20 protein-coding genes and 1 pseudogene are annotated in these 17,590 nt (G+C 64.6%); 11 read left to right on the top strand and 10 right to left on the bottom strand.

Annotated features, from left to right (window positions below):
* Nucleotides 1-108: 108 nt before the first annotated feature.
* Complete coding sequence (locus HU230_RS10725) at nucleotides 109-1,272, bottom strand: acyl-CoA dehydrogenase family protein (protein ID WP_176531700.1); 1,164 nt, start codon at nucleotides 1,270-1,272, stop codon at nucleotides 109-111.
* A 268-nt stretch (nucleotides 1,273-1,540) separates the two neighbouring features.
* Entirely contained in the window at nucleotides 1,541-2,218 is a 678-nt protein-coding gene (locus HU230_RS10720; protein ID WP_176531701.1) for a nitroreductase, read from the bottom strand.
* A 150-nt stretch (nucleotides 2,219-2,368) separates the two neighbouring features.
* Here HU230_RS10720 and HU230_RS10715 point away from each other — a divergent pair, with 150 nt between their 5' ends.
* Nucleotides 2,369-2,617 carry a hypothetical protein gene (locus HU230_RS10715; protein ID WP_076860250.1) on the top strand — a complete coding sequence of 83 codons (249 nt, stop codon included), beginning with the start codon at nucleotides 2,369-2,371 and terminating at the stop codon, nucleotides 2,615-2,617.
* Nucleotides 2,618-2,720: 103 nt separating this feature from the next.
* On the opposite strand, the gene HU230_RS10710 is transcribed toward HU230_RS10715, so the two are convergent.
* The 3 genes from HU230_RS10710 to HU230_RS10700 form a co-directional block, all read right to left on the bottom strand.
* Nucleotides 2,721-2,966 carry a PilZ domain-containing protein gene (locus tag HU230_RS10710; protein ID WP_171947549.1) on the bottom strand — a complete coding sequence of 82 codons (246 nt, stop codon included), beginning with the start codon at nucleotides 2,964-2,966 and terminating at the stop codon, nucleotides 2,721-2,723.
* A 70-nt stretch (nucleotides 2,967-3,036) separates the two neighbouring features.
* Complete coding sequence (locus HU230_RS10705; protein WP_224943193.1) at nucleotides 3,037-4,008, bottom strand: AraC family transcriptional regulator; 972 nt, start codon at nucleotides 4,006-4,008, stop codon at nucleotides 3,037-3,039.
* Complete coding sequence (locus HU230_RS10700) at nucleotides 3,968-4,321, bottom strand: hypothetical protein (protein WP_176531702.1); 354 nt, start codon at nucleotides 4,319-4,321, stop codon at nucleotides 3,968-3,970. Before HU230_RS10700 ends, HU230_RS10705 begins: the two co-directional genes overlap by 41 nt.
* Between HU230_RS10700 and HU230_RS10695 the strand changes: the two genes are divergently transcribed.
* From HU230_RS10695 to HU230_RS10685, 3 genes are read left to right on the top strand one after another with little or no spacing between them, the layout of a single operon-like run.
* Nucleotides 4,311-5,024 (top strand): DUF2336 domain-containing protein, encoded by a 714-nt coding sequence (locus tag HU230_RS10695; protein ID WP_176531703.1) that lies wholly within the window; start codon nucleotides 4,311-4,313, stop codon nucleotides 5,022-5,024. The genes HU230_RS10700 and HU230_RS10695 overlap by 11 nt on opposite strands.
* Nucleotides 5,025-5,032: 8 nt before the next feature.
* Nucleotides 5,033-5,368, top strand: a complete 336-nt coding sequence (locus HU230_RS10690; RefSeq protein WP_176531704.1) for a PilZ domain-containing protein — start codon at nucleotides 5,033-5,035, stop codon at nucleotides 5,366-5,368.
* 10 nt (nucleotides 5,369-5,378) lie between these two features.
* Entirely contained in the window at nucleotides 5,379-5,570 is a 192-nt protein-coding gene (locus HU230_RS10685; RefSeq protein ID WP_224943190.1) for a hypothetical protein, read from the top strand.
* 25 nt (nucleotides 5,571-5,595) lie between these two features.
* Here the strand turns inward: HU230_RS10685 and HU230_RS10680 are convergent, their stop codons facing one another.
* Both HU230_RS10680 and HU230_RS10675 read right to left on the bottom strand, forming a co-directional pair.
* Complete coding sequence (locus HU230_RS10680; RefSeq protein WP_176531706.1) at nucleotides 5,596-6,471, bottom strand: MBL fold metallo-hydrolase; 876 nt, start codon at nucleotides 6,469-6,471, stop codon at nucleotides 5,596-5,598.
* Nucleotides 6,472-6,597: 126 nt separating this feature from the next.
* Nucleotides 6,598-6,894: an HU family DNA-binding protein gene (locus HU230_RS10675; RefSeq protein ID WP_176531707.1), complete on the bottom strand. Its 297-nt coding sequence runs from the start codon at nucleotides 6,892-6,894 to the stop codon at nucleotides 6,598-6,600.
* Between the two features lie 301 nt (nucleotides 6,895-7,195).
* On the opposite strand from HU230_RS10675, the gene HU230_RS10670 reads away from it, so the two are divergent.
* Together HU230_RS10670 and HU230_RS10665 are read left to right on the top strand one after the other, a co-directional pair.
* Entirely contained in the window at nucleotides 7,196-8,170 is a 975-nt protein-coding gene (locus HU230_RS10670; RefSeq protein WP_176531708.1) for a glycerophosphodiester phosphodiesterase family protein, read from the top strand.
* A gap of 78 nt (nucleotides 8,171-8,248) precedes the next feature.
* Nucleotides 8,249-8,881 carry a DapH/DapD/GlmU-related protein gene (locus HU230_RS10665; RefSeq protein WP_176531709.1) on the top strand — a complete coding sequence of 211 codons (633 nt, stop codon included), beginning with the start codon at nucleotides 8,249-8,251 and terminating at the stop codon, nucleotides 8,879-8,881.
* 1 nt (nucleotide 8,882) lies between these two features.
* Here the strand turns inward: HU230_RS10665 and HU230_RS10660 are convergent, their stop codons facing one another.
* On the bottom strand, nucleotides 8,883-10,505 hold the full coding sequence (locus HU230_RS10660) for an ABC-F family ATP-binding cassette domain-containing protein (RefSeq protein WP_176531710.1): 1,623 nt from the start codon (nucleotides 10,503-10,505) through the stop codon (nucleotides 8,883-8,885).
* 160 nt (nucleotides 10,506-10,665) lie between these two features.
* On the opposite strand from HU230_RS10660, the gene HU230_RS10655 reads away from it, so the two are divergent.
* The 5 genes from HU230_RS10655 to HU230_RS10635 all read left to right on the top strand — a co-directional run bounded on the left by HU230_RS10655 (nucleotide 10,666) and on the right by HU230_RS10635 (nucleotide 16,548).
* A complete protein-coding gene (locus HU230_RS10655; protein WP_176531711.1) occupies nucleotides 10,666-11,109 on the top strand; it encodes a DMT family transporter in 444 nt (147 codons plus the stop codon).
* 277 nt (nucleotides 11,110-11,386) lie between these two features.
* Nucleotides 11,387-12,481, top strand: coding sequence for a hypothetical protein (locus HU230_RS10650; RefSeq protein ID WP_176531712.1), 1,095 nt, complete (start codon nucleotides 11,387-11,389; stop codon nucleotides 12,479-12,481).
* A gap of 142 nt (nucleotides 12,482-12,623) precedes the next feature.
* Nucleotides 12,624-15,398 carry a xanthine dehydrogenase family protein molybdopterin-binding subunit gene (locus HU230_RS10645; protein ID WP_176535070.1) on the top strand — a complete coding sequence of 925 codons (2,775 nt, stop codon included), beginning with the start codon at nucleotides 12,624-12,626 and terminating at the stop codon, nucleotides 15,396-15,398.
* Complete coding sequence (locus tag HU230_RS10640) at nucleotides 15,395-15,919, top strand: (2Fe-2S)-binding protein (protein WP_176531713.1); 525 nt, start codon at nucleotides 15,395-15,397, stop codon at nucleotides 15,917-15,919. Before HU230_RS10645 ends, HU230_RS10640 begins: the two co-directional genes overlap by 4 nt.
* Before the next feature lie 11 nt (nucleotides 15,920-15,930).
* A complete protein-coding gene (locus HU230_RS10635) occupies nucleotides 15,931-16,548 on the top strand; it encodes an Isoquinoline 1-oxidoreductase subunit (RefSeq protein WP_176531714.1) in 618 nt (205 codons plus the stop codon).
* A 10-nt stretch (nucleotides 16,549-16,558) separates the two neighbouring features.
* Here HU230_RS10635 and HU230_RS10630 read toward each other — a convergent pair whose 3' ends face one another.
* On the bottom strand, nucleotides 16,559-16,708 hold the full coding sequence (locus HU230_RS10630) for a hypothetical protein (RefSeq protein ID WP_016843021.1): 150 nt from the start codon (nucleotides 16,706-16,708) through the stop codon (nucleotides 16,559-16,561).
* Nucleotides 16,709-16,763: 55 nt separating this feature from the next.
* Nucleotides 16,764-17,581, bottom strand: a pseudogene (locus HU230_RS10625) (tetratricopeptide repeat protein).
* Nucleotides 17,582-17,590 lie beyond the last annotated feature (9 nt).

Genomic DNA, 17,590 nt, shown 5'->3' with positions numbered 1-17,590 from the left:
ATTGCGAGGAGCGACAGCGACGAAGCAATCCATGCCCCAACTTGCGGCGCGATGGATTGCTTCGCTTGCGCTCGCAATGACGGGGGTGCCTGAAGGCTTTGCCGCCCTCTAGCCGCCGCGCAGGCCGAGCACGCGGCGGGCGATCGCCTGGCGATGGACCTCGCTCGGGCCTTCGTACACCCGCATCAGGCGGGCCTTCTGCCAGAGCGCGTTCAGCGGCAACTCCAGCGTCACGCCGAGTGCGCCGAGCGTCTGCATGGCGTGGTCGCAGGCCTCATAGGCCATCTCGGTCGCGAACACCTTGATCATCGAGGCCTCATGGCGGATGTCCTCGCCGCGGTCGGTCTTGTCGGCGGCCTCGCGCACCATCAGCCGGCAGGCATGCATGCGGGTGGAGATGTCGGCGATCCACCACTGGATCGCCTGGCGCTCGGCGAGCTTGACGCCGAACGTCTCGCGCTGCTTGGCGTGCTCGCACATCATGTCGAGCGCGCGCTTGGTGATGCCGACGCAGGTCGATCCCATCTCGAGCCGCCGCGTGCGCAGGCGCAGCTGCATCGGCGCATAGCCCTTGCCGACCTCGCCCAGCACCGAGTCCTTCGGGATGCGGCAGTCCTCGAACACGATCTCATAGGTCGAGCCGCCGCCGACCATCGGGATCTCGCGCTCGATGATGAAGCCCGCCGTGCCCTTCTCGACGATAAAGGAAGTGATGCCGCCCTGGCGCTGATCGTTGCCGACCCGCGCCATCACGATGATGAAGTCGGCGGCGCGCGCATTGCTGATCCATATCTTGCGGCCGTTCAGCACCCACTGCTCGCCTTCGAGCACCGCACGCGTCTTCATGGCCGCGGGATCGCCGCCGGCGCCGGGCTCGGAGATCGCGATCGCCGACGCCATCCGGCCCTCGATGTAAGGCTGCAAATATTTCTTCTTCTGCGCCTCGGTGCCGACCGCTTGCAGCATACGCAGGTTCGGCGAATCCGGCGGCAGCACGAACGGCACGCAGCTGCGGCCGAGCTCTTCATGCACCGCGGCCATTGTGCGCGTCGGCAAATCGTGGCCGCCGAGATCCTCGGGCGCATCGAGGCCCCAGAGGCCGAGTTCCTTCGAGACATCGCGCAGCCGCTTGCGCTGCTCTGCGGTGAGCTCGGGATGATCGCTGCCGGGCAGTTTCGACTTCAGATATTGCGGCTCGAGCGGGATGAGTTCGCGATCGACGAATCTCGCGACGGTCTCGCGGATCATGGCTGTCTGTTCGTCATCGCTCATCTGGGATTCCTCGCCTGTGCTGTTTCGCTTCACAAAACCAGTAGCGCATTTTTTGTCGGCACAAATAGCGGAAACGCGCGCTCGCGCTCACTGTCGCGCGAGGCTTTCATGGAGCGGAATTCAATATCCCGCGGCGCGGTCAGCACATGCGCAATTGCGCCGGACGCTCGGGCGCATCGAGCAACCGATCACGCAGCACAAGGTTATTGGCTGCAAGCAAGCGATCGACGATCAGATCGCCGATGCCCCCGCACTGGCCGCAGCCTTCCTAGTCGGCAAAGCCGACATAGCGGACAAAATCGCTGTTGGCCTCGCGGTCCGACCGCACCGCGTTGGCGGCAAAACTGCCGTCGGGATAGCCCATCGCGACGCAGGTCATGATCACCTGGTCTTCCGGGATATTGGCGACCTCGCGCACGATGTCGGAGCGCATGATCCCCTGGCCGTTGATCACGCTGCCGAGGCCACGATCCCAGGCTGCCAGGACGATGCCGTAGCAGAGCGCGCCGAGGTCGAAATGGCAGACCGCGCCGGGATCCAGGATCCGGTCATAGGCCAGCACCAGCGAGACCGGGGCATCGAACTGGCGGAAGCCGCGCAGCACCCAATCCTGCCGCATCGGCTTGTCGTCGCGGGCAATCCCCATGGCGCCGAACAGCTTCTTGGCGATGTCGACCTGACGGCCGCGGTGCACGCCCTGATACTCGCCATGGCTGATGATGTCGCGCTTGGCCTTGGCGCCGGCGATCATCTCCTCCATGTTGCGGCGGCGCACTTCTTCCAGCGGCGCCCCGGTCAGGACATGGACGTGCCAGGGCTGGGTGTTCATCGAGGACGGCGCGCGCTTGGCCACCTCGATGATCTCCTCGACGGTCGCCCGGGACACCGGCTGCTTCTTGAACCCGCGCACGCTTTTGCGTGTCTGTACCAGCGTCTCGAATTCCATTCCGCGTTTCCCCCATTTTGTTCCGCGCTGCACACGGAAATTTCTCACGGCAATCCGGGTATTTTATAGACAAATTCGGCTGTGGGAACTTGATCGGGCCAAGAATCCGATATCCAATCCGGCCACTGGTTTGGTTTAGGGAGAACCCAGATGAAGCGGATTTTCTTGGCGGCCGTGATCGCGACCTTTGCCGCCGGTTCGGCATTTGCACAGGACGCCTCCTGCGAGACGAAAGCCGTCGGCAAGGACGGCAAGCCGCTGGCCGGCGCGGCCAAGACCTCGTTCATGAAGAAGTGCACGATGGATACCTGCGAGACCAAGGCGGTCGGCTCCGACGGCAAGAAGCTCGCCGGCGCGGCCAAGACCTCGTTCATGAAGAAGTGCCAGAGCGGCGCCTGAGCCTATCGGCGGCGCTTATTTAGCCCCCTCAATCGACAGACTTCATCGGGACTCAATCGGGTCGCGCAGGGCGCGCGGCCCGAACCGCTGTTGATCGGCGTCCTCAGAACGAGACGCCGACCCGGACGCCCTTGCTCCAGACCCGCCGGCAACGCTTCCGGGTGTTGCCGTGAAACATCTCGAAGCGTTCGGGCAACTGGACCGGCTTGGAGAATTCCAGGCAAGCCCCGCCGGCGGAATAGTCCACCAGCCGGCATTCGATCAGCGGCGCCTTCGGTTCGAGCTGGAGCTTGACCACGCTGGATACACATCCTGTCGGACGAACACGTGCAAATCGTCGGGGATGCATCAGCCCGCCTCTGGTGGAATCGTACCAACAGATTCCTCGGCGGCCGTTAAGAATCCGTTCAGGCGAATTGTTACGAATCATGTCTGCCGCCAGCCGGATCGGCGGGCGCGACGCCGGCACGGCGCGAGGCCGCCAGCGTCTCCGATGGCGCTTCCCCGAACTGCGACCGGTAGCTCCGCGAAAAATCGCTGAGGTGCCAGAACCCGTAGGCCAGCGCACAGGCCTTGACGCTGGGCGCTCCGGCGAGCAACTGCTGGCGCACCAGCCAGAGCCGGCGCAGCCGCAGATAGCGATGCAGGCTGACGCCCCGGTAGCGCTGGATCGCGTCATGCAGCGTGCGCACCGACACGCCGATCTGCCGGGCGAGTTCGCCGCTGTAGATCGGGTGAGCGACGTCGCCGGCCAGGATGGCGCGCGCGTCGTTGAAGACCTTGAACTGGCGCGTCGTGTTGGCCCGCGTCGCCCACTTGGCCGGCACGATCTCGGCGAACGCGTTGTCGATTGCGGCGAGCAGCGTCTCCTTGATCGACGCGCCCGTCGCGAACTCCGCAATCGTGACCTGGTCTGACGTGACGAGCAGAACCTGTCTCACCACTTCGCGCAGCCGATCCTGCGCGCGTTGAGAAATCTCGTGAATGCTGAAACGGAGCCCGGCACTCGGCCAGCCGCGGTCGACAATCTCGGGCGTGAACATCATAGAGACATATTGGCGGGGCGTCTCCTCCACGGAGGTGTAGAACGCGCCGCCGCCGCCAAGCACGATCACCGCACGATCGCGCTCGACGCCGTTGAACCGTATCGGAACGCCGTCATCCATCGTGAAGCCGACCGCGGTGGTCTGCCGCGCAAGCTGCGCGTCGACGATCCGCGGAAAGGACTGCGTGTAGTTGAGCTCGCATCCCGGCAAACTCAGGATGACCTGCTCGGCCGAAATCTTCCGCGCAAGTGGCGTGAAATCAACATCCAGATCTCGGATCGAACTCCGGAATGCATCAACATCGTCAAAACGAAAGACTCTCGGCACCAGCAATGGCGCCGTCAAATGACCGCTCCTGTGAAATGATCTCTAAAATTTGCATGCGGCGCTGCGCACAGCGCGCCGGCCGCATTGATAAACTCCGTGCACAAAATACGAATCGTCCAATGAGCTCAATCAGCAAAAATGCGGTGAACCGGACAATCTGGGAAAATAGCGCTGCTGCCGAATTTCGATAGTGTTTGCCGGGATATCCACCGTTGGGATCAGCCTCCACATCAATTTCTATACCCCTATTAAAGATTCGGGGAGCAGATTGACGTTGGGAACGATGATGTTCCCCGTCGCGGAACATTTTAGGGACCGCAATGACAGCCATTGCCTCGCCCGATCTTATTGCCAAGCTCGACCATGTCTTGAGAGCCGGTTCCCCAGACCTCCGCACGCGCATGCTGCAGGAGGTGGCCGGGCTGTTTCTCGACGACGCTCACCGCCTCAGCGAGCACCAGGTCGGGCTGTTCGACGACATCCTGATCCGTCTGATTGAGAGCGTCGAGCTGCGGACCCTGACCACGCTCAGCCGCTCGCTCGCCGACTTGCATCTGGTTCCGCGGGAGCTCGCCCGTCGCCTGGCCAACCATGACGATGCCGATATCGCCGCCCCGATCCTGCGAAAATGCGAGTGCATTCCGGACGCCGATCTGATCGACATTGCCTGGATGCGGGCCGAAGGACATCTCTGCGCCATCGCAGGACGCAAGGCCGTCAACCAGGAGCTCACGGACATTCTGCTGATGCGCGGCGACAGCAATGTGCTTCGCGCTCTCGCAGGCAATCCCGGCGCCGACATGACCAGCGCAGGCCTTGCCATGATGGTCGATGCCGCCGAGCGCGACGAGGACATCGCAGCCGCGTTGATCCCGCGCAAGGACCTGCCTCACCGCGTTCTTGCCGACCTCGTCATGCGATCCACGCCGCGCCAGCAAGCCCGGCTGCTCAAGAACGCGCGCCCCGAGATCCAGCACGCGATCCGCGCCGCCATCGATGCCGGTCTCGCTGCGAAACCCCTTCAGGCAGTGTGAGTGGCGTAATGACGTATGGTGACCGCAGGGCGGAGCGCGTCAAGCTTGAGACGCGCCATCCCGTCAATCTTATGGGGGTCGACGGCACGTGGCGGCGGAGCTGCATCCTGCTCGACGTCTCGCAAAGCGGTGCCCGGCTCGAGGTCGACGGAACGCTTGATGTGCTGAAGGCCCAGGAGTTCTTCCTGGTCTTGTCCTCGCGCGGACTGGCGTTCCGCCGCTGCGAACTGGTTCGTGTCGACGGCACCGAGATCGGCGTGCGATTCATCGAAGAACGAAGGCGAAAGGGACGTGCCGTCATTCCGAGATCAGGATTGGCGACAACCGGCCCGAGGGGAAGTTGACGACATGACCATGCAGAGAGCAACAAGCATCGCGGTATCGGCGGTCTCCGCCGCACCATTGCGCGGCACCATCGCAATCGACTGTGCCGGCAGCGTCGCGACGTTCGAGATCGACGAGGAACTCGCCCATCGCCTCTGCAGCGATCTCGAACGGTTTCTGACCCAGGTTCCGCGCCGGACCAGTGCGGCGCGGTCCGGCTGACATTGCCCCCGAACGCCCGCGCCGCCTACTCGCGCTTGAACCGATAGTCGAAGCGGTCGCCGTCCGCCTTGATCAGGCCGACCGTGGGGGCCGGAAAATGGATCGGCAGGATCAGCGTGTCGGTCCCGGCAACGGAGGCAAAGAACTTTCGCCGCGACACCGCCGATTGCTTCGGGTCCCAATCGGGCTTGGCCGACCACTCCGGCTCGCGGCACTGGATCGCGTGGTGCATCAGATCGCCGGCGACCACGGCACGCTGCCCTTTCGAGAAGATGTTGACGCAGCAATGGCAAGGCGAATGGCCCGGGGTCGGCGTCAGCGTGACGGTGTCGTCTAGCGCATAATCGTCGTCGACCAGGAGCGCCTGCCCGGCTTCGACGATCGGCAGGCAATTGTCGCGAAACACCGTGCCGGGCGGATTGGCGCCCTTGGCGTTCTCGGCCTCCCAGGCGGCATACTCGCCCTTGTGGAAGACGTATTTCGCGTTCGGGAAGGTCGGCACCCAGCGGCCGTCGCGCAGCGTGGTGTTCCAGCCAGTGTGATCGATATGCAGATGGGTGCAGAACACGTAATCGATCTGCTCAAAGGAGACGCCGAGCGCGAACAGCTCGTTGCGCCAGCGCTCCTTGCCCGGGAAATCGAACGGCGGCGGGTGTCCCTTGTCCTCGCCGGTGCAGGTGTCGACCAGGATGGTGTAGCGCGGCGTCCGCACCACAAAGGTCTGATAGGTGATCAACATCATGCCGCGCGCGGCGTCGAAGACCTCCGGCTCCATGGTCTTCAGGTGATGCTTGAACACATCGTCGTCATAGGCCGGGAAGAAATCCTGCGGCCGCCGCCACGGCCCCTCGCGCTCGATCACCGCGTCGATCGTGATGTCGCCGATCCTGATCTGCTTCATGCCGCTTCGCTCCCGCTTTTTGAGAAGCGTAGCGGGCGATGCTGAGCCGGACAAGCCGGACACAGCGCGGCAGGCCATGCGCCGTTGCATTGCTTGCGCGCGTGGCTTGCCGCAAAACCGTAGTCTTTAAACAGCGTCCTTGGCGACCTTGAGAGGCGACGCCTTGACCGACTTGCTGGCCGGCTTCGCTGCAAATTCCATCGGCTCTTTCGTGAAAGGATTGACACCGCTGCGAGCTTCCGTGGCAGGCTTATGCACGACAGACATTTTCACAAAGCCAGGAATGACGAACTCGCCGGATTCGTTCAGCTCCTTGTAGCCAACAGTCGCCATATGCTCGATGACGGTCCTCACGTCGTTCTTCGATATCTGCGTGCCCTCGGCAATCGCGTCGATCAATTGATTCCTCGTCATCTTGGCCATGCTGAAATCCTCTGAATTTGGGGGGGGCGCGCGAGCTACGATGTAACTCTGTCCAGAATGTGGTAAAGCCACGCAGCGCGCATCTTGTTCATGCCAACGGTCATGAAGTCACCGGGCTTAGAACCTATCGAGGCCTGAAACGCAAGCATGCGAATCGCAATACCTTCGATAGCGCAACAATCCGCAGTGTATATTTCTCGACCCGGTTAGCGCCTTGATTCCACGCGCGGACTTGCTCAGCCGCAAATCGACCAGAAACGCCTCCTACCCGGAGCGACCATCCAGCAGGGACACGAGTCGCTTGGGCAGGAAATTGAAATACGCGGCAGCGGCAATCGTTGCCGTCACCGCCGGCATCTACCTCAACAACAGCAGCCTTCTCGCAACCCGCGCCGGCGGCAAGCCGGTGCTGCTCGCCCATCGCGGCATCGCGCAACGCTTCGACGAACGCGACCTCAGGAACGACACCTGCACCGCGGCGCGCATGCAGCCGCCCACCCATGACTATCTCGAGAACACGATCCGCTCGATGCAGGCGAGCTTCGATCGAGGCGCCGATATCGTCGAGTTTGACGTTCATCCGACGACCGACGGCGAATTCGCGGTGTTTCACGACTGGACGGTCGATTGCCGGACCGACGGCCAGGGCGTCACCCGCGAACAGCCGATGGCACGGCTGAAGATGCTCGATATCGGCTATGGCTACACCGCCGATGGCGGCAAGACCTTTCCATTCCGCGGCAAGGGCATCGGGTTGATGCCATCGCTGGACGAGGTGCTCACGACCTTTCCGGATCGCCGGTTCCTGATCAACGTCAAGAGCCGCGATCCCTCCGAGGGCGAGAAGCTCGCGGCGGCCTTGAATCGGCTTCCCACCGAGCGACGCAAGCTGATCATGGTCTATGGCGGCGACGATCCGGTCGAGGCGATCCGGCGTCTTGCGCCGGGGACGCGGACGATCTCGCGCGCAGCGATCAAGAACTGCCTCGTTCGCTATCTCGGCTATGGCTGGACCGGCATCGTGCCGGATGCCTGCCGCAACGCCATCGTGCTGGTGCCGATCAACTACGCGCCATGGCTATGGGGATGGCCGGACCGTTTCCTCAACCGCATGGCGGCGGCAAACAGCGTGGTGTTCGTGCTCGGCCCCTATCAGGGCGGCGAATTCTCGACCGGGGTCGACGATGCCGAGCTATTCCGGCGCCTGCCCGAGAACTATTCCGGCGGCATCTGGACCAACGAGATCGAGACCATCGCCCGCCTCACCGGCCGGTAGTCCGGCGTCTCCTGTCATCTCGCCGTAATAGAAATCGTGCGACTGAAGCCGCCGCTCGCCGCATCGAGGACAAACCTTATGACCGAACCGAAGCCTTCCCTCCCCAAGCTTGCCGAAACCGTCATCGAGCCGACGGTCAAGCTGCGGGAGGTCAAAGTCGGCCGTTGCTGCGAAGTCCTCGGCGACACCGCGATCGAATACACCGAGCTCGGCGATTACTCCTACCTCGGCAGCGGCTGCATCGTCGCTGACGCCCAGATCGGCCGGTTCTGCGCGATCGCGGCGCAAGTCAGGATCGGCGCGCCCAATCATCCGATCGAGCGTCCCTCGCAGCATCGCTTCACCTACTGCCCTGAATACTACTCGGCCACAGCCGAGCGCGATCATGGCTTCTTCAGCGAGCGTCGCGCCGACCGCGTCGTGATCGGCAACGACGTCTGGATCGGCCACGGCGTGATCGTGCTGCCCGGCGTCACCGTCGGAGACGGCGCGGTGCTCGCGGCCGGTGCAGTGGTCTCGCGCGATGTCGCGCCCTACACCATCGTTGGCGGCGTGCCGGCCCGGCCGATCAAGGAGCGGTTCAACCGCAAGATCGCGGCCGAGCTGTCGCGGATCGCCTGGTGGAACTGGCCACCCGAAACCATCTGGGAGCGGCTACCGGAATTCCAGTCCGGCGACGTCGAGGCGTTCTGCGCACGGTGGAAAACGTGAGCTAACTCCGCAACCCCGGCGCTTCCTGCCCGGTGCGCGCGACGTATTCGGTGTAGCCGCCGCCATATTGATGGATACCATCAGGCGTCAGTTCCAGCACGCGGTTGGAGAGCGCGGCGAGGAAGTGCCGGTCGTGGGACACGAACAGCATGGTGCCCTCGAACTCGGAGAGCGCATTGATCAGCATCTCCTTGGTGGCGAGATCGAGATGGTTGGTCGGCTCGTCCAGCACCAGGAAGTTCGGCGGATCGAACAGCATCTTGGCCATCACGAGCCGCGCCTTCTCGCCGCCCGAGAGCACCCGGCACTTCTTCTCGACGTCGTCACCCGAGAAGCCGAAGCAGCCGGCGAGCGCGCGCAACGAGCCCTGCCCGGCTTGCGGAAATGCGTCCTCCAGCGACTGGAACACGGTGCGCTCGCCGTCGAGCAGGTCCATCGCGTGCTGGGCGAAATAGCCCATCTTGACGCTACCGCCGACCGCGACCGCGCCGTCGTCGGGCTCGGTTGAACCGGCAACCAGCTTCAGCAGCGTCGACTTGCCGGCGCCGTTGATGCCCATCACGCACCAGCGCTCCCGGCGGCGGATCATGAAGTCGAGGCCGTCATAGATGCGCTTGCTGCCATAGGCCTTGTGGACATTCTTCAGGCTGACGACATCCTCGCCCGAACGCGGCGCCGGCTGGAATTCGAACGCCACGGTCTGCCGCCGTCGCGGCGGCTCGACCCGCTCGATCTTGTCGAGCTTCTTGACCCGGCTTTGCACTTGAGCTGCGTGCGAGGCGCGCGCCTTGAAACGCTCGATGAACTTGATCTCCTTGGCAAGCATCGCCTGCTGCCGCTCGAACTGCGCCTGCTGCTGCTTGTCGGAGAGCGCGCGCTGCTGTTCGTAGAACTCGTAATTGCCGGAATAGGTGGTGAGCTGGCCGCCGTCGATCTCGACCACCTTGTTGATGATGCGGTTGATGAACTCGCGGTCATGCGAGGTCATCAGCAGCGCGCCCTCATAGCCCTTCAGGAACTGCTCCAGCCAGATCAGGCTTTCCAGATCGAGATGGTTGCTCGGCTCGTCGAGCAGCATGACGTCGGGACGCATCAGAAGAATACGCGCCAGCGCGACGCGCATCTTCCAGCCGCCGGAGAGTTTGCCGACGTCGCCGTCCATCATCTCCTGGCTGAAGCCGAGACCGGACAGCGCCTCGCGCGCGCGGCCGTCGAGCGCGTAGCCGTCGAGCTCCTCGAACTGGTGCTGCACCTCGCCATAGCGCGCGATAATGTCGTCCATCTCATCGGCCTTGTCGGGGTCGGCCATCGCGGCCTCCAGTTCCCGAAGCTCGGCTGCCACCACGCTGACGGGGCCCGCCCCATCCATCACCTCGGCGACTGCGCTGCGGCCGGACATTTCGCCGACATCCTGGCTGAAATAGCCGATCGAGATGCCGCGATCGAGCGAGACCTGGCCTTCATCGGGGATTTCCCGGCCCGAGATCATCCGGAACAGCGTGGTCTTGCCGGCGCCGTTCGGGCCGACAAGCCCGATCTTCTCGCCCTTCTGGAGCGCCGCGGAGGCTTCGATGAAGAGGATCTGGTGGCCGACTTGCTTGGAGACGTTATCGAGGCGGATCATGCTCTCATACTGGGAATTGAGGGTTTGCGGCCTCTTATTCGATCTGGGACGTGGGTGGAAGCCCAATCCTTAGGGTTTCGCGCCGTGCTTTACGCATGCCACGAACGTTGCCGATCGAATATGACATTAAATACTTCAGCGACCGGTTTTGGGGCGTCACATGCAAGTCTGGTTTCTCTATCTGCTCGCGCTCGGCGCCGGCATCGCCGTGGCTGTTCAACAGGTCCTGAACGGCAACCTCCGGTCCGCCCTGAACTCGCCGGCCTGGGCCGGGCTCGTCAGCTATCTCGGCGGTTTCGTGACGATGGCGGTCGTACTGGTCGCGACACGAGAGCCGGTGCCGTCGTGGAAACTGGTATCGGCTGTGCCGTGGTGGGCCTGGAGCGGCGGCATCCTCGGCGGCGTTTTCATCCTGCTGATGATCCTGCTGCTGCCGTCGCTCGGCGCCGCGGCCTTGCTGGCGCTGGTGGTCGCGGGTCAGATGACCGCAGGCATCGCGATGGACCATTTTGGCGTGTTCGGGCTGGCGCAGCATCCCGTGTCGATTTCACGACTGGCCGGCATCGCGCTGATCATCGGCGGCGTGCTTCTGATCAAGGATTGAGGCCATCGACAAGCCGGTCGATGCGATTGATTCCCTGAATGAGAAAGCTCCGCTGAATCCGGCGTCGAATGACGTGATGACGCAACCACCCGCGTAGTCTCCGGGTGTGGACACCCGCCGATTCGTCGCTTAGCTGTAAGCACCCGCGCTCGTCGTGTTGCGTCATGCGGGACCGACCCTCCCTGTTCATCTGCGTCAAAAGAATTGCGCATCCCGCCAGCGTCGAGAGGCCGCATCCCCGGCTTCGGCGTGGGTCGGAGGTTGCGAGGAGCACAACATGACCCATCGTTTCCGTTTGGTCGTCGCGGCGCTTGCATTGCTGCTCGGCAGCGGTGGTGCGGCGCTGGCCCAGTCGCTGCCCGACTATATGGCGCCGATCTCGGGCAAGACCACCTCCACGCCGGCCGATATCGCGACCAAGGACGTGCTCGCACTCAACACTGGCATGTTCGAGCTCTATGGCGATGCGGCACGGATCTTCCAGAAGAACATCCTCGACAAGCATCCGGTGATCCTCGGCCTGTTCTCCGGCGCCGGCGGCCGCCTGATCCTGTACCGGCCCGGCAAGCCGCCGACCGAAGCGCCGCAGGTGCCGGTCGTCTATCAGCTGCTCAAGTCGGTCGGCCACAGCACGATGGCGCTGGCCGAGGTGGTCGGCCCCTATGTCAACAATCCCGACGACAAGGCGTGGCGCGGCTCGATGCAGGCCTATCGCAGCCGGATGCAGTCGGCGCTCGACGGGCTCGATGCCACGCCAATGCAGGCGGACTGGCGCGACAACAACCGCGCCATCCTCAAGAACAACATCGCCTTCATGGATGAATGCCTCACCGCCGGCGCGATCCCCTTCGCGACGCTCGAAGCATTCGGCAAGAAGCAGGCGCCGCTGCTCGCCAGGAACGTCGCCTGGGCCGCGCAGACCCAGGTCGCGCACTGGATGACCGTCATGGCCGACTGGAAGACCCAGCTCGGCGCCGACTGGGACAAGACCTATGGCGCGAGCAACACGATCTACGTCGCGCGGCAGAACAACGTGATCTTCAGCGTGCTGGCGCAGTTCTTCGGGCCTGACGCCATCAACAGCCGCCTGATGCTGATCGAGACGATCTCCTTCACCACCACGCCGTCGGACATGCTGGAGTCGCTGACCCGGATCATCGCCGACCGCTCCGTGGGCGCGCTGTTCTTCGGCAGCTACCATTTGATGGACTACGAACTGATGGGGGGCGATGCGCGCGAGGCGATCATCGCCGAGACCAAGAAGCGCGGCATAACGACCTTCCTGCCGCCGCTGGTGCCGTTCGGTTCCAAGCAATGGCCGACCTTGATCACCCCGGGTCCGGGACCGGCCACCATCGCCGACCTCAAGTGAGGCCAGATCTACAAGTGAGAAGGCTACGACCTATTGCGGCATTGCGATCGCGCTCGCTTTGCCGCAACACTGCAGCGTGTATTTTTCCGGTTCATAAACTGCGGCGCGATACGCCGCCGAAGCGTTGATGAGAGATCAGACCATGCAGCCCTCGCGACGCGACTTCGTGAAGTGGTTGTCGGCAGGCGGCATCTCGGTCAGCCTGTCGCATCTGGCGCTTGCGAAGGAACCGGCCTTCGCGACCCGCGAGACGCTTCCCGGGTGCGGCCATTTCAATCCGGCGGCCAAGGGCGCCGGCCGCGTCGACGGGGTGGCAAAGGTCACCGGCGCAAAGCTCTACGCCTCCGACTTTCGCGCCGCCGACATGCCGGGCTGGCCTGCGACCACCTCGCACGCCATCCTGGTCCGCGCCAACGACGCCACGCATGTCTATGCCGGCATGGACCTCGCCCGGCTCGATGGTCCGGCGAAGCCCTCGATCGTCGTGACATCGGCCGATCTCGACCGGATCGGCACGCGGGTGCCGGAGTTCTATACCGGCGATCTGTTCTGCCCGGTCGGCACGACACCGCTCTATCTCGGGCAGCCGGTCGCGCTGCTGATCTTCGAGCAGTTCGACGCCTTCGACCGGGCACGCCTCGCGCTGCGCGATGCCGGCTTCGTCAAGTTCGGCGACGAGACCGGCCCGGTCATCCTGCCGAACTACGGCGCCTATCGCTTCACCCGCGTCGCCGGCGCCACGCCAGAGGCGCCCGACATCTATTCGCCGATCCAGGCCGGCTGGGTCTCGCCGAGCCGCATCCAGAACGCGGCGCTGCCGGTCTGGCTGCCGCTCGCCAAGGAGACCAAGGCCGATTACGCCAAGGCCGCGATCCATGGCGAAGCGATCCGCGCCCAACTCGGCAAGGACGATCCGTCACAGCTCGTGCTCGATCGCGAGTTCGAGACCCAGTCGGTCGATCCGATGTTCCTCGAGCCGGAGAGCGGGCTCGCCTGGTACAGCGACAACAGCGGCAATCTCGAACTGGCGCTCGGCGTGCAGTCGCCTTATGAGGCGACCGAGTCGATCGCCTTCATGCTCGGCAAGGCCCGCCCGCCCTTCCGCCCCTCACATATCAATGCGCAGTTCGCCCATGTCGGCGGCGGCTTCGGCGGCCGCGACCACACCCCGTTCGTGCTTTACGTGGCGCTGGCGGCGATGTTCTTCCCGGGACGGCCGGTGCGGCTGGCACACGACCGCTACCAGCAATTCCAGGGCGGCATCAAACGCCACCCGATCAAGATGCGCTCGCGGATCGGCATCGATCGCAAGAGCGGCAAGATCACCGCATTCGCCGCCGATCATGTGCTCGACGGCGGCGGGCTCGCCAACTTCTCCGCCAACGTCGCGACCGTCGCCGCCACCGCGGCGATCGGCATCTACGACATCCCGAAGGTCGACGTCACCACCGTGGCGCTACATTCGCGTGGCGTCACCGCGGGCTCGATGCGCGGCTACGGCACGCTACAGACCATGACCGCGCTGGAGGTGCTGATCGACGAGGCGGCGAGCGAGCTCAAGGTCGATCCGATCGCGTTCCGCCGCAACAATGCGCTGAAGCAGAACGGCCGGACCATGACCGGCAATCCCTACATCGTGTCGGTGCGCACACCCGACATCCTCGACAAGCTCGAAAAGCATCCGATCTGGCAGCAGCGCGCCGCGTTCAAGCAGAAGGCATCGGAGGGACAGCTGGTCGGCACCGGCGTCGCATGCGTCACCAAGGATTACGGCGCGGGCGCGGATTGCTCGCTCGGCCGGGTCGAGATCGATCCCGAGGGACGGATCGCGATCTTCTGCGATCACGTCGAGATGGGCAACGGCATCGGCACGGCGCTTGCGAACCGCGTTGCCGGCCGTCTCGGCGCCATTGCCGACGAGGTCGCCGTCTCCCGGGTCGACAGTTACGACGCGCTCGGGCTCATCACCTCGGGCGATCCCTACACGATGGATCAGAAGACCCAGGATCTCGCCGAGAAGAATCCGCGCTGGGTCCCCGCGATCAGCTCGGCGACGAGTGCGTCGATCGGCGCCCATGTCGGCACGCACTCTTCGGCCGAGGCCGCCCGCGTCATCTTCCGCTTCGGCCTGTGGCCGGCCGCGCTCGAGCTCTGGCACATCGGCAAGACCGATCCCCGCGCCCGGCAATGGGACAGGGCGCGCTGGAACGATGGCCAGCTCGTGCTCGATGATCTCGCGCCGCTGCCGCTGCCAAGGCTTGCCGCGACCGCGCATGCGCGCAGCTTCGTCACTGGCGCGGTGGCGCACAGCTTCTCGCGCTGGGCCTGGTCGCGCGCGCGCTTCCCGCTGTTCGGCGAGCAATACCGCGCCGAGATCGACGCACTGGCGATCCGCCGCGGCCGCGGCAGGTTCGAGCGCATCGACCGCGTCAGCGTCAAGTTTCCACCGACCGACAACAACCGGATCGGCACGGCCTATACCTCGATGTGCGGCACGCTGGTGCGTGTCGAGATCGAGCGCGCGACCGGCATCCTGCGCATCGCCAAGGCCTACAGCGTGTTCGAATGCGGCCAGGCGCTGGTGCCCGAGGTGGTGCTCGGCCAGTCGCATGGCGGTTTTGCGATGGGCGTCGGCTATGCACTGCTCGAAACCCTGCCGCCGTTCGAAGGCGGGCCCGGCAACGGGCAGTGGAATCTCGGCCAATACCTGATCGCGCGCGGCTCCGACCTGCCGCTGCACGATCTCGAGATCGAGATGCTGCCGCCATTGACGCCGGACGAACCGCCGAAGGGCATGGCCGAGGTGGTGATGATCCCGATCGTGCCGGCGCTGCTCAACGCCATCAACGATGCCACCGGCCACCGCTTCCGCTCATTGCCGGTGACATCGAGCCTGCTCAAGGGAGCGCTTGCGTGACGACGCTCAACCTCACCATCAACGGCCGGAAGCACGGCCCGATCGAGGTCCGCGACGACCTCTCGATGAACGATTTCCTTCGGGAAATGCTCGGCATGACCGGTACCAAGTTCGGCTGCGGCGCCGCGCAATGCCTGAGCTGCGCGGTCATCATCGATAACCCCGACGGCACGAGCTACACCAGCCCGACCTGCGTGGTGCCGGCAGCCAATTTCGATGGCATGGCGATCCGCACCGTCGAGGGCCACGCCAAGGACGGCGAGCTCTCCGCGTTGCAGCGCGCCTTCATCGACCACTTTGCGTTCCAGTGCGGCTATTGCACGGCCGGCTTCCTCAACGAGGGCCAGGTGCTGCTCGAACGGCTGGCGAAAACGCCGGTCGCGCGGGACCAGCTCGAGACAATCATCGCGGAAGCGCTCGACGGCCATCTGTGCCGGTGCACCGGCTACATCAAGTATCATCAGGCGGTACGCGATGTGATCCTCGCCGATTCCAAACGCTATCTGACCGCCAACAAGTGAGCGCGCGAGCGATGACATCGGAAACGCGGTTTCGGATCATTGCAGCGCTGACGGCGCTCGCGACCAGCCTGTGCGCCGGCTACGCGGCGTCGGAGAGCGCGAGCCACGCCCTCGCCTCGCCGGAAAGCTTTGCCGGGATCGAGAATGTCGAACAGCGCTCTGCGGCGATCTTCACCGAGCTCGGCAAGGTGCTGACCCATCCGCGCTGCACCAATTGCCATCCCGCCGGCGACAGCCCGCGGCAGGGCGACATCAGCCGCATGCACCAGCCCCCGGTCACGCGCGGTGCCGATGGCCATGGCACCAGCGCAATGCGCTGCTCGATCTGCCACCAGCACGCCAATTTCGATCCCGGTCGCGTGCCGGGCCACCCGGAATGGCATCTCGCACCGCGCGAGATGGCGTGGGCCGGCAAGACCATCGGCGAGATCTGCGAGCAAATCCGCGACCCCGCGCGCAATGGCGGCCGCAAGATCGAGGATCTGATCGAGCATATCGGCAAGGACACGCTGGTCGGCTGGGCCTGGCATCCCGGCTTCGGCCGCTCGCCGGCACCCGGCACGCAAGCAGAGGCCGGTGCCTTGGTCGAGGCCTGGGTCAAGACCGGCGCGGCGTGCCCGGCGCCCTAGCCGCACACGCTTAGTGGCGCTTGAAATACTGCACGTCGCGCTCGTGCTTTTCCGCCGCGGCGCGTGACTTGAAGGTGCCGAGATTGCGGCGCTTGCCGGTCTTCGGATTGACCTTGCGGGAATACAGCCGGTACTCGCCGGAACGCAGCTTGCGGATCATGACATCGCCTCACCAATGCCTGTCGCATGTCAACGACATGCGACCGCGAGCGTTCCTAGAAGCAGAGATTGGTCACGGCATTGCCGCGCTTGTCCTTGATCACGTAGGGACAGCGCGCCCGTTCCAGCGCCTTCTTGGCATCCTCATCGCCGAGCGCTGCCGCCCGTTCGTAGTAGGCTTTTGCCGCGTCGCTATCCTTCGGCCCGCCGCGGCCGGCCTGTGCAAACGCGCCCATTCGCTCCAGCGCCCCGGATGGTTCTGCGCGGCGGCTTTTTCGAACAGCGCCCGCGCGCCGGCATCGTCCTGCGCCCCGCCCTTGCCTTCCGCCAGCATCATGCCGAGCTGGTATTGCGCCTCCGCATTGGTCTCGGCAGATTTTGCCAGCAATTCGCGCGCGCGCGCCGGGTCGGATGCGACGCTGCCGCCGAGGGCAGCGAGATTGCTGACGCCGCGCGCGTTGCCGGCCTGCGCCGCGCGCTCGAACAGTTTGCGCGCCTGCGCCTCGTCCCTGGCAACGCCGGTGCCATTGCCGTAGAGCACGCCGAGCTCGACCATCGCCGACGTCGAGCCCTTGTCGGCCGCCTTGCGCCAGGCCGACATTGCTTCCGCGGTTTGCCGGTTGGCGGCATAGGCACGGCCGAGCTCGTACATCGCGCGGCGCGACGATTTTGCCGCCACCCCACAATATTTGATCGCGGTCGCGATATCCGCCGACGCGATTTCGGGCACGCCCTTCGCGTCGGCCGGCTTGTCGGGATCGGTGGGATCGGCGGCGAGCCGATCGCACAGCACAAGTTCGGCCGACTGCGCATGAGCAAGCACAGGCGCGGTCAGCGCCACGGCAAGGACGATTGCATGGAGTGTTCTGAACATGGCCGGTAG

Source organism: Bradyrhizobium quebecense (genome assembly GCF_013373795.3).
Lineage (GTDB): Bacteria > Pseudomonadota > Alphaproteobacteria > Rhizobiales > Xanthobacteraceae > Bradyrhizobium > Bradyrhizobium quebecense.
This window is presented reverse-complemented; position numbering and strand designations above follow the sequence as displayed.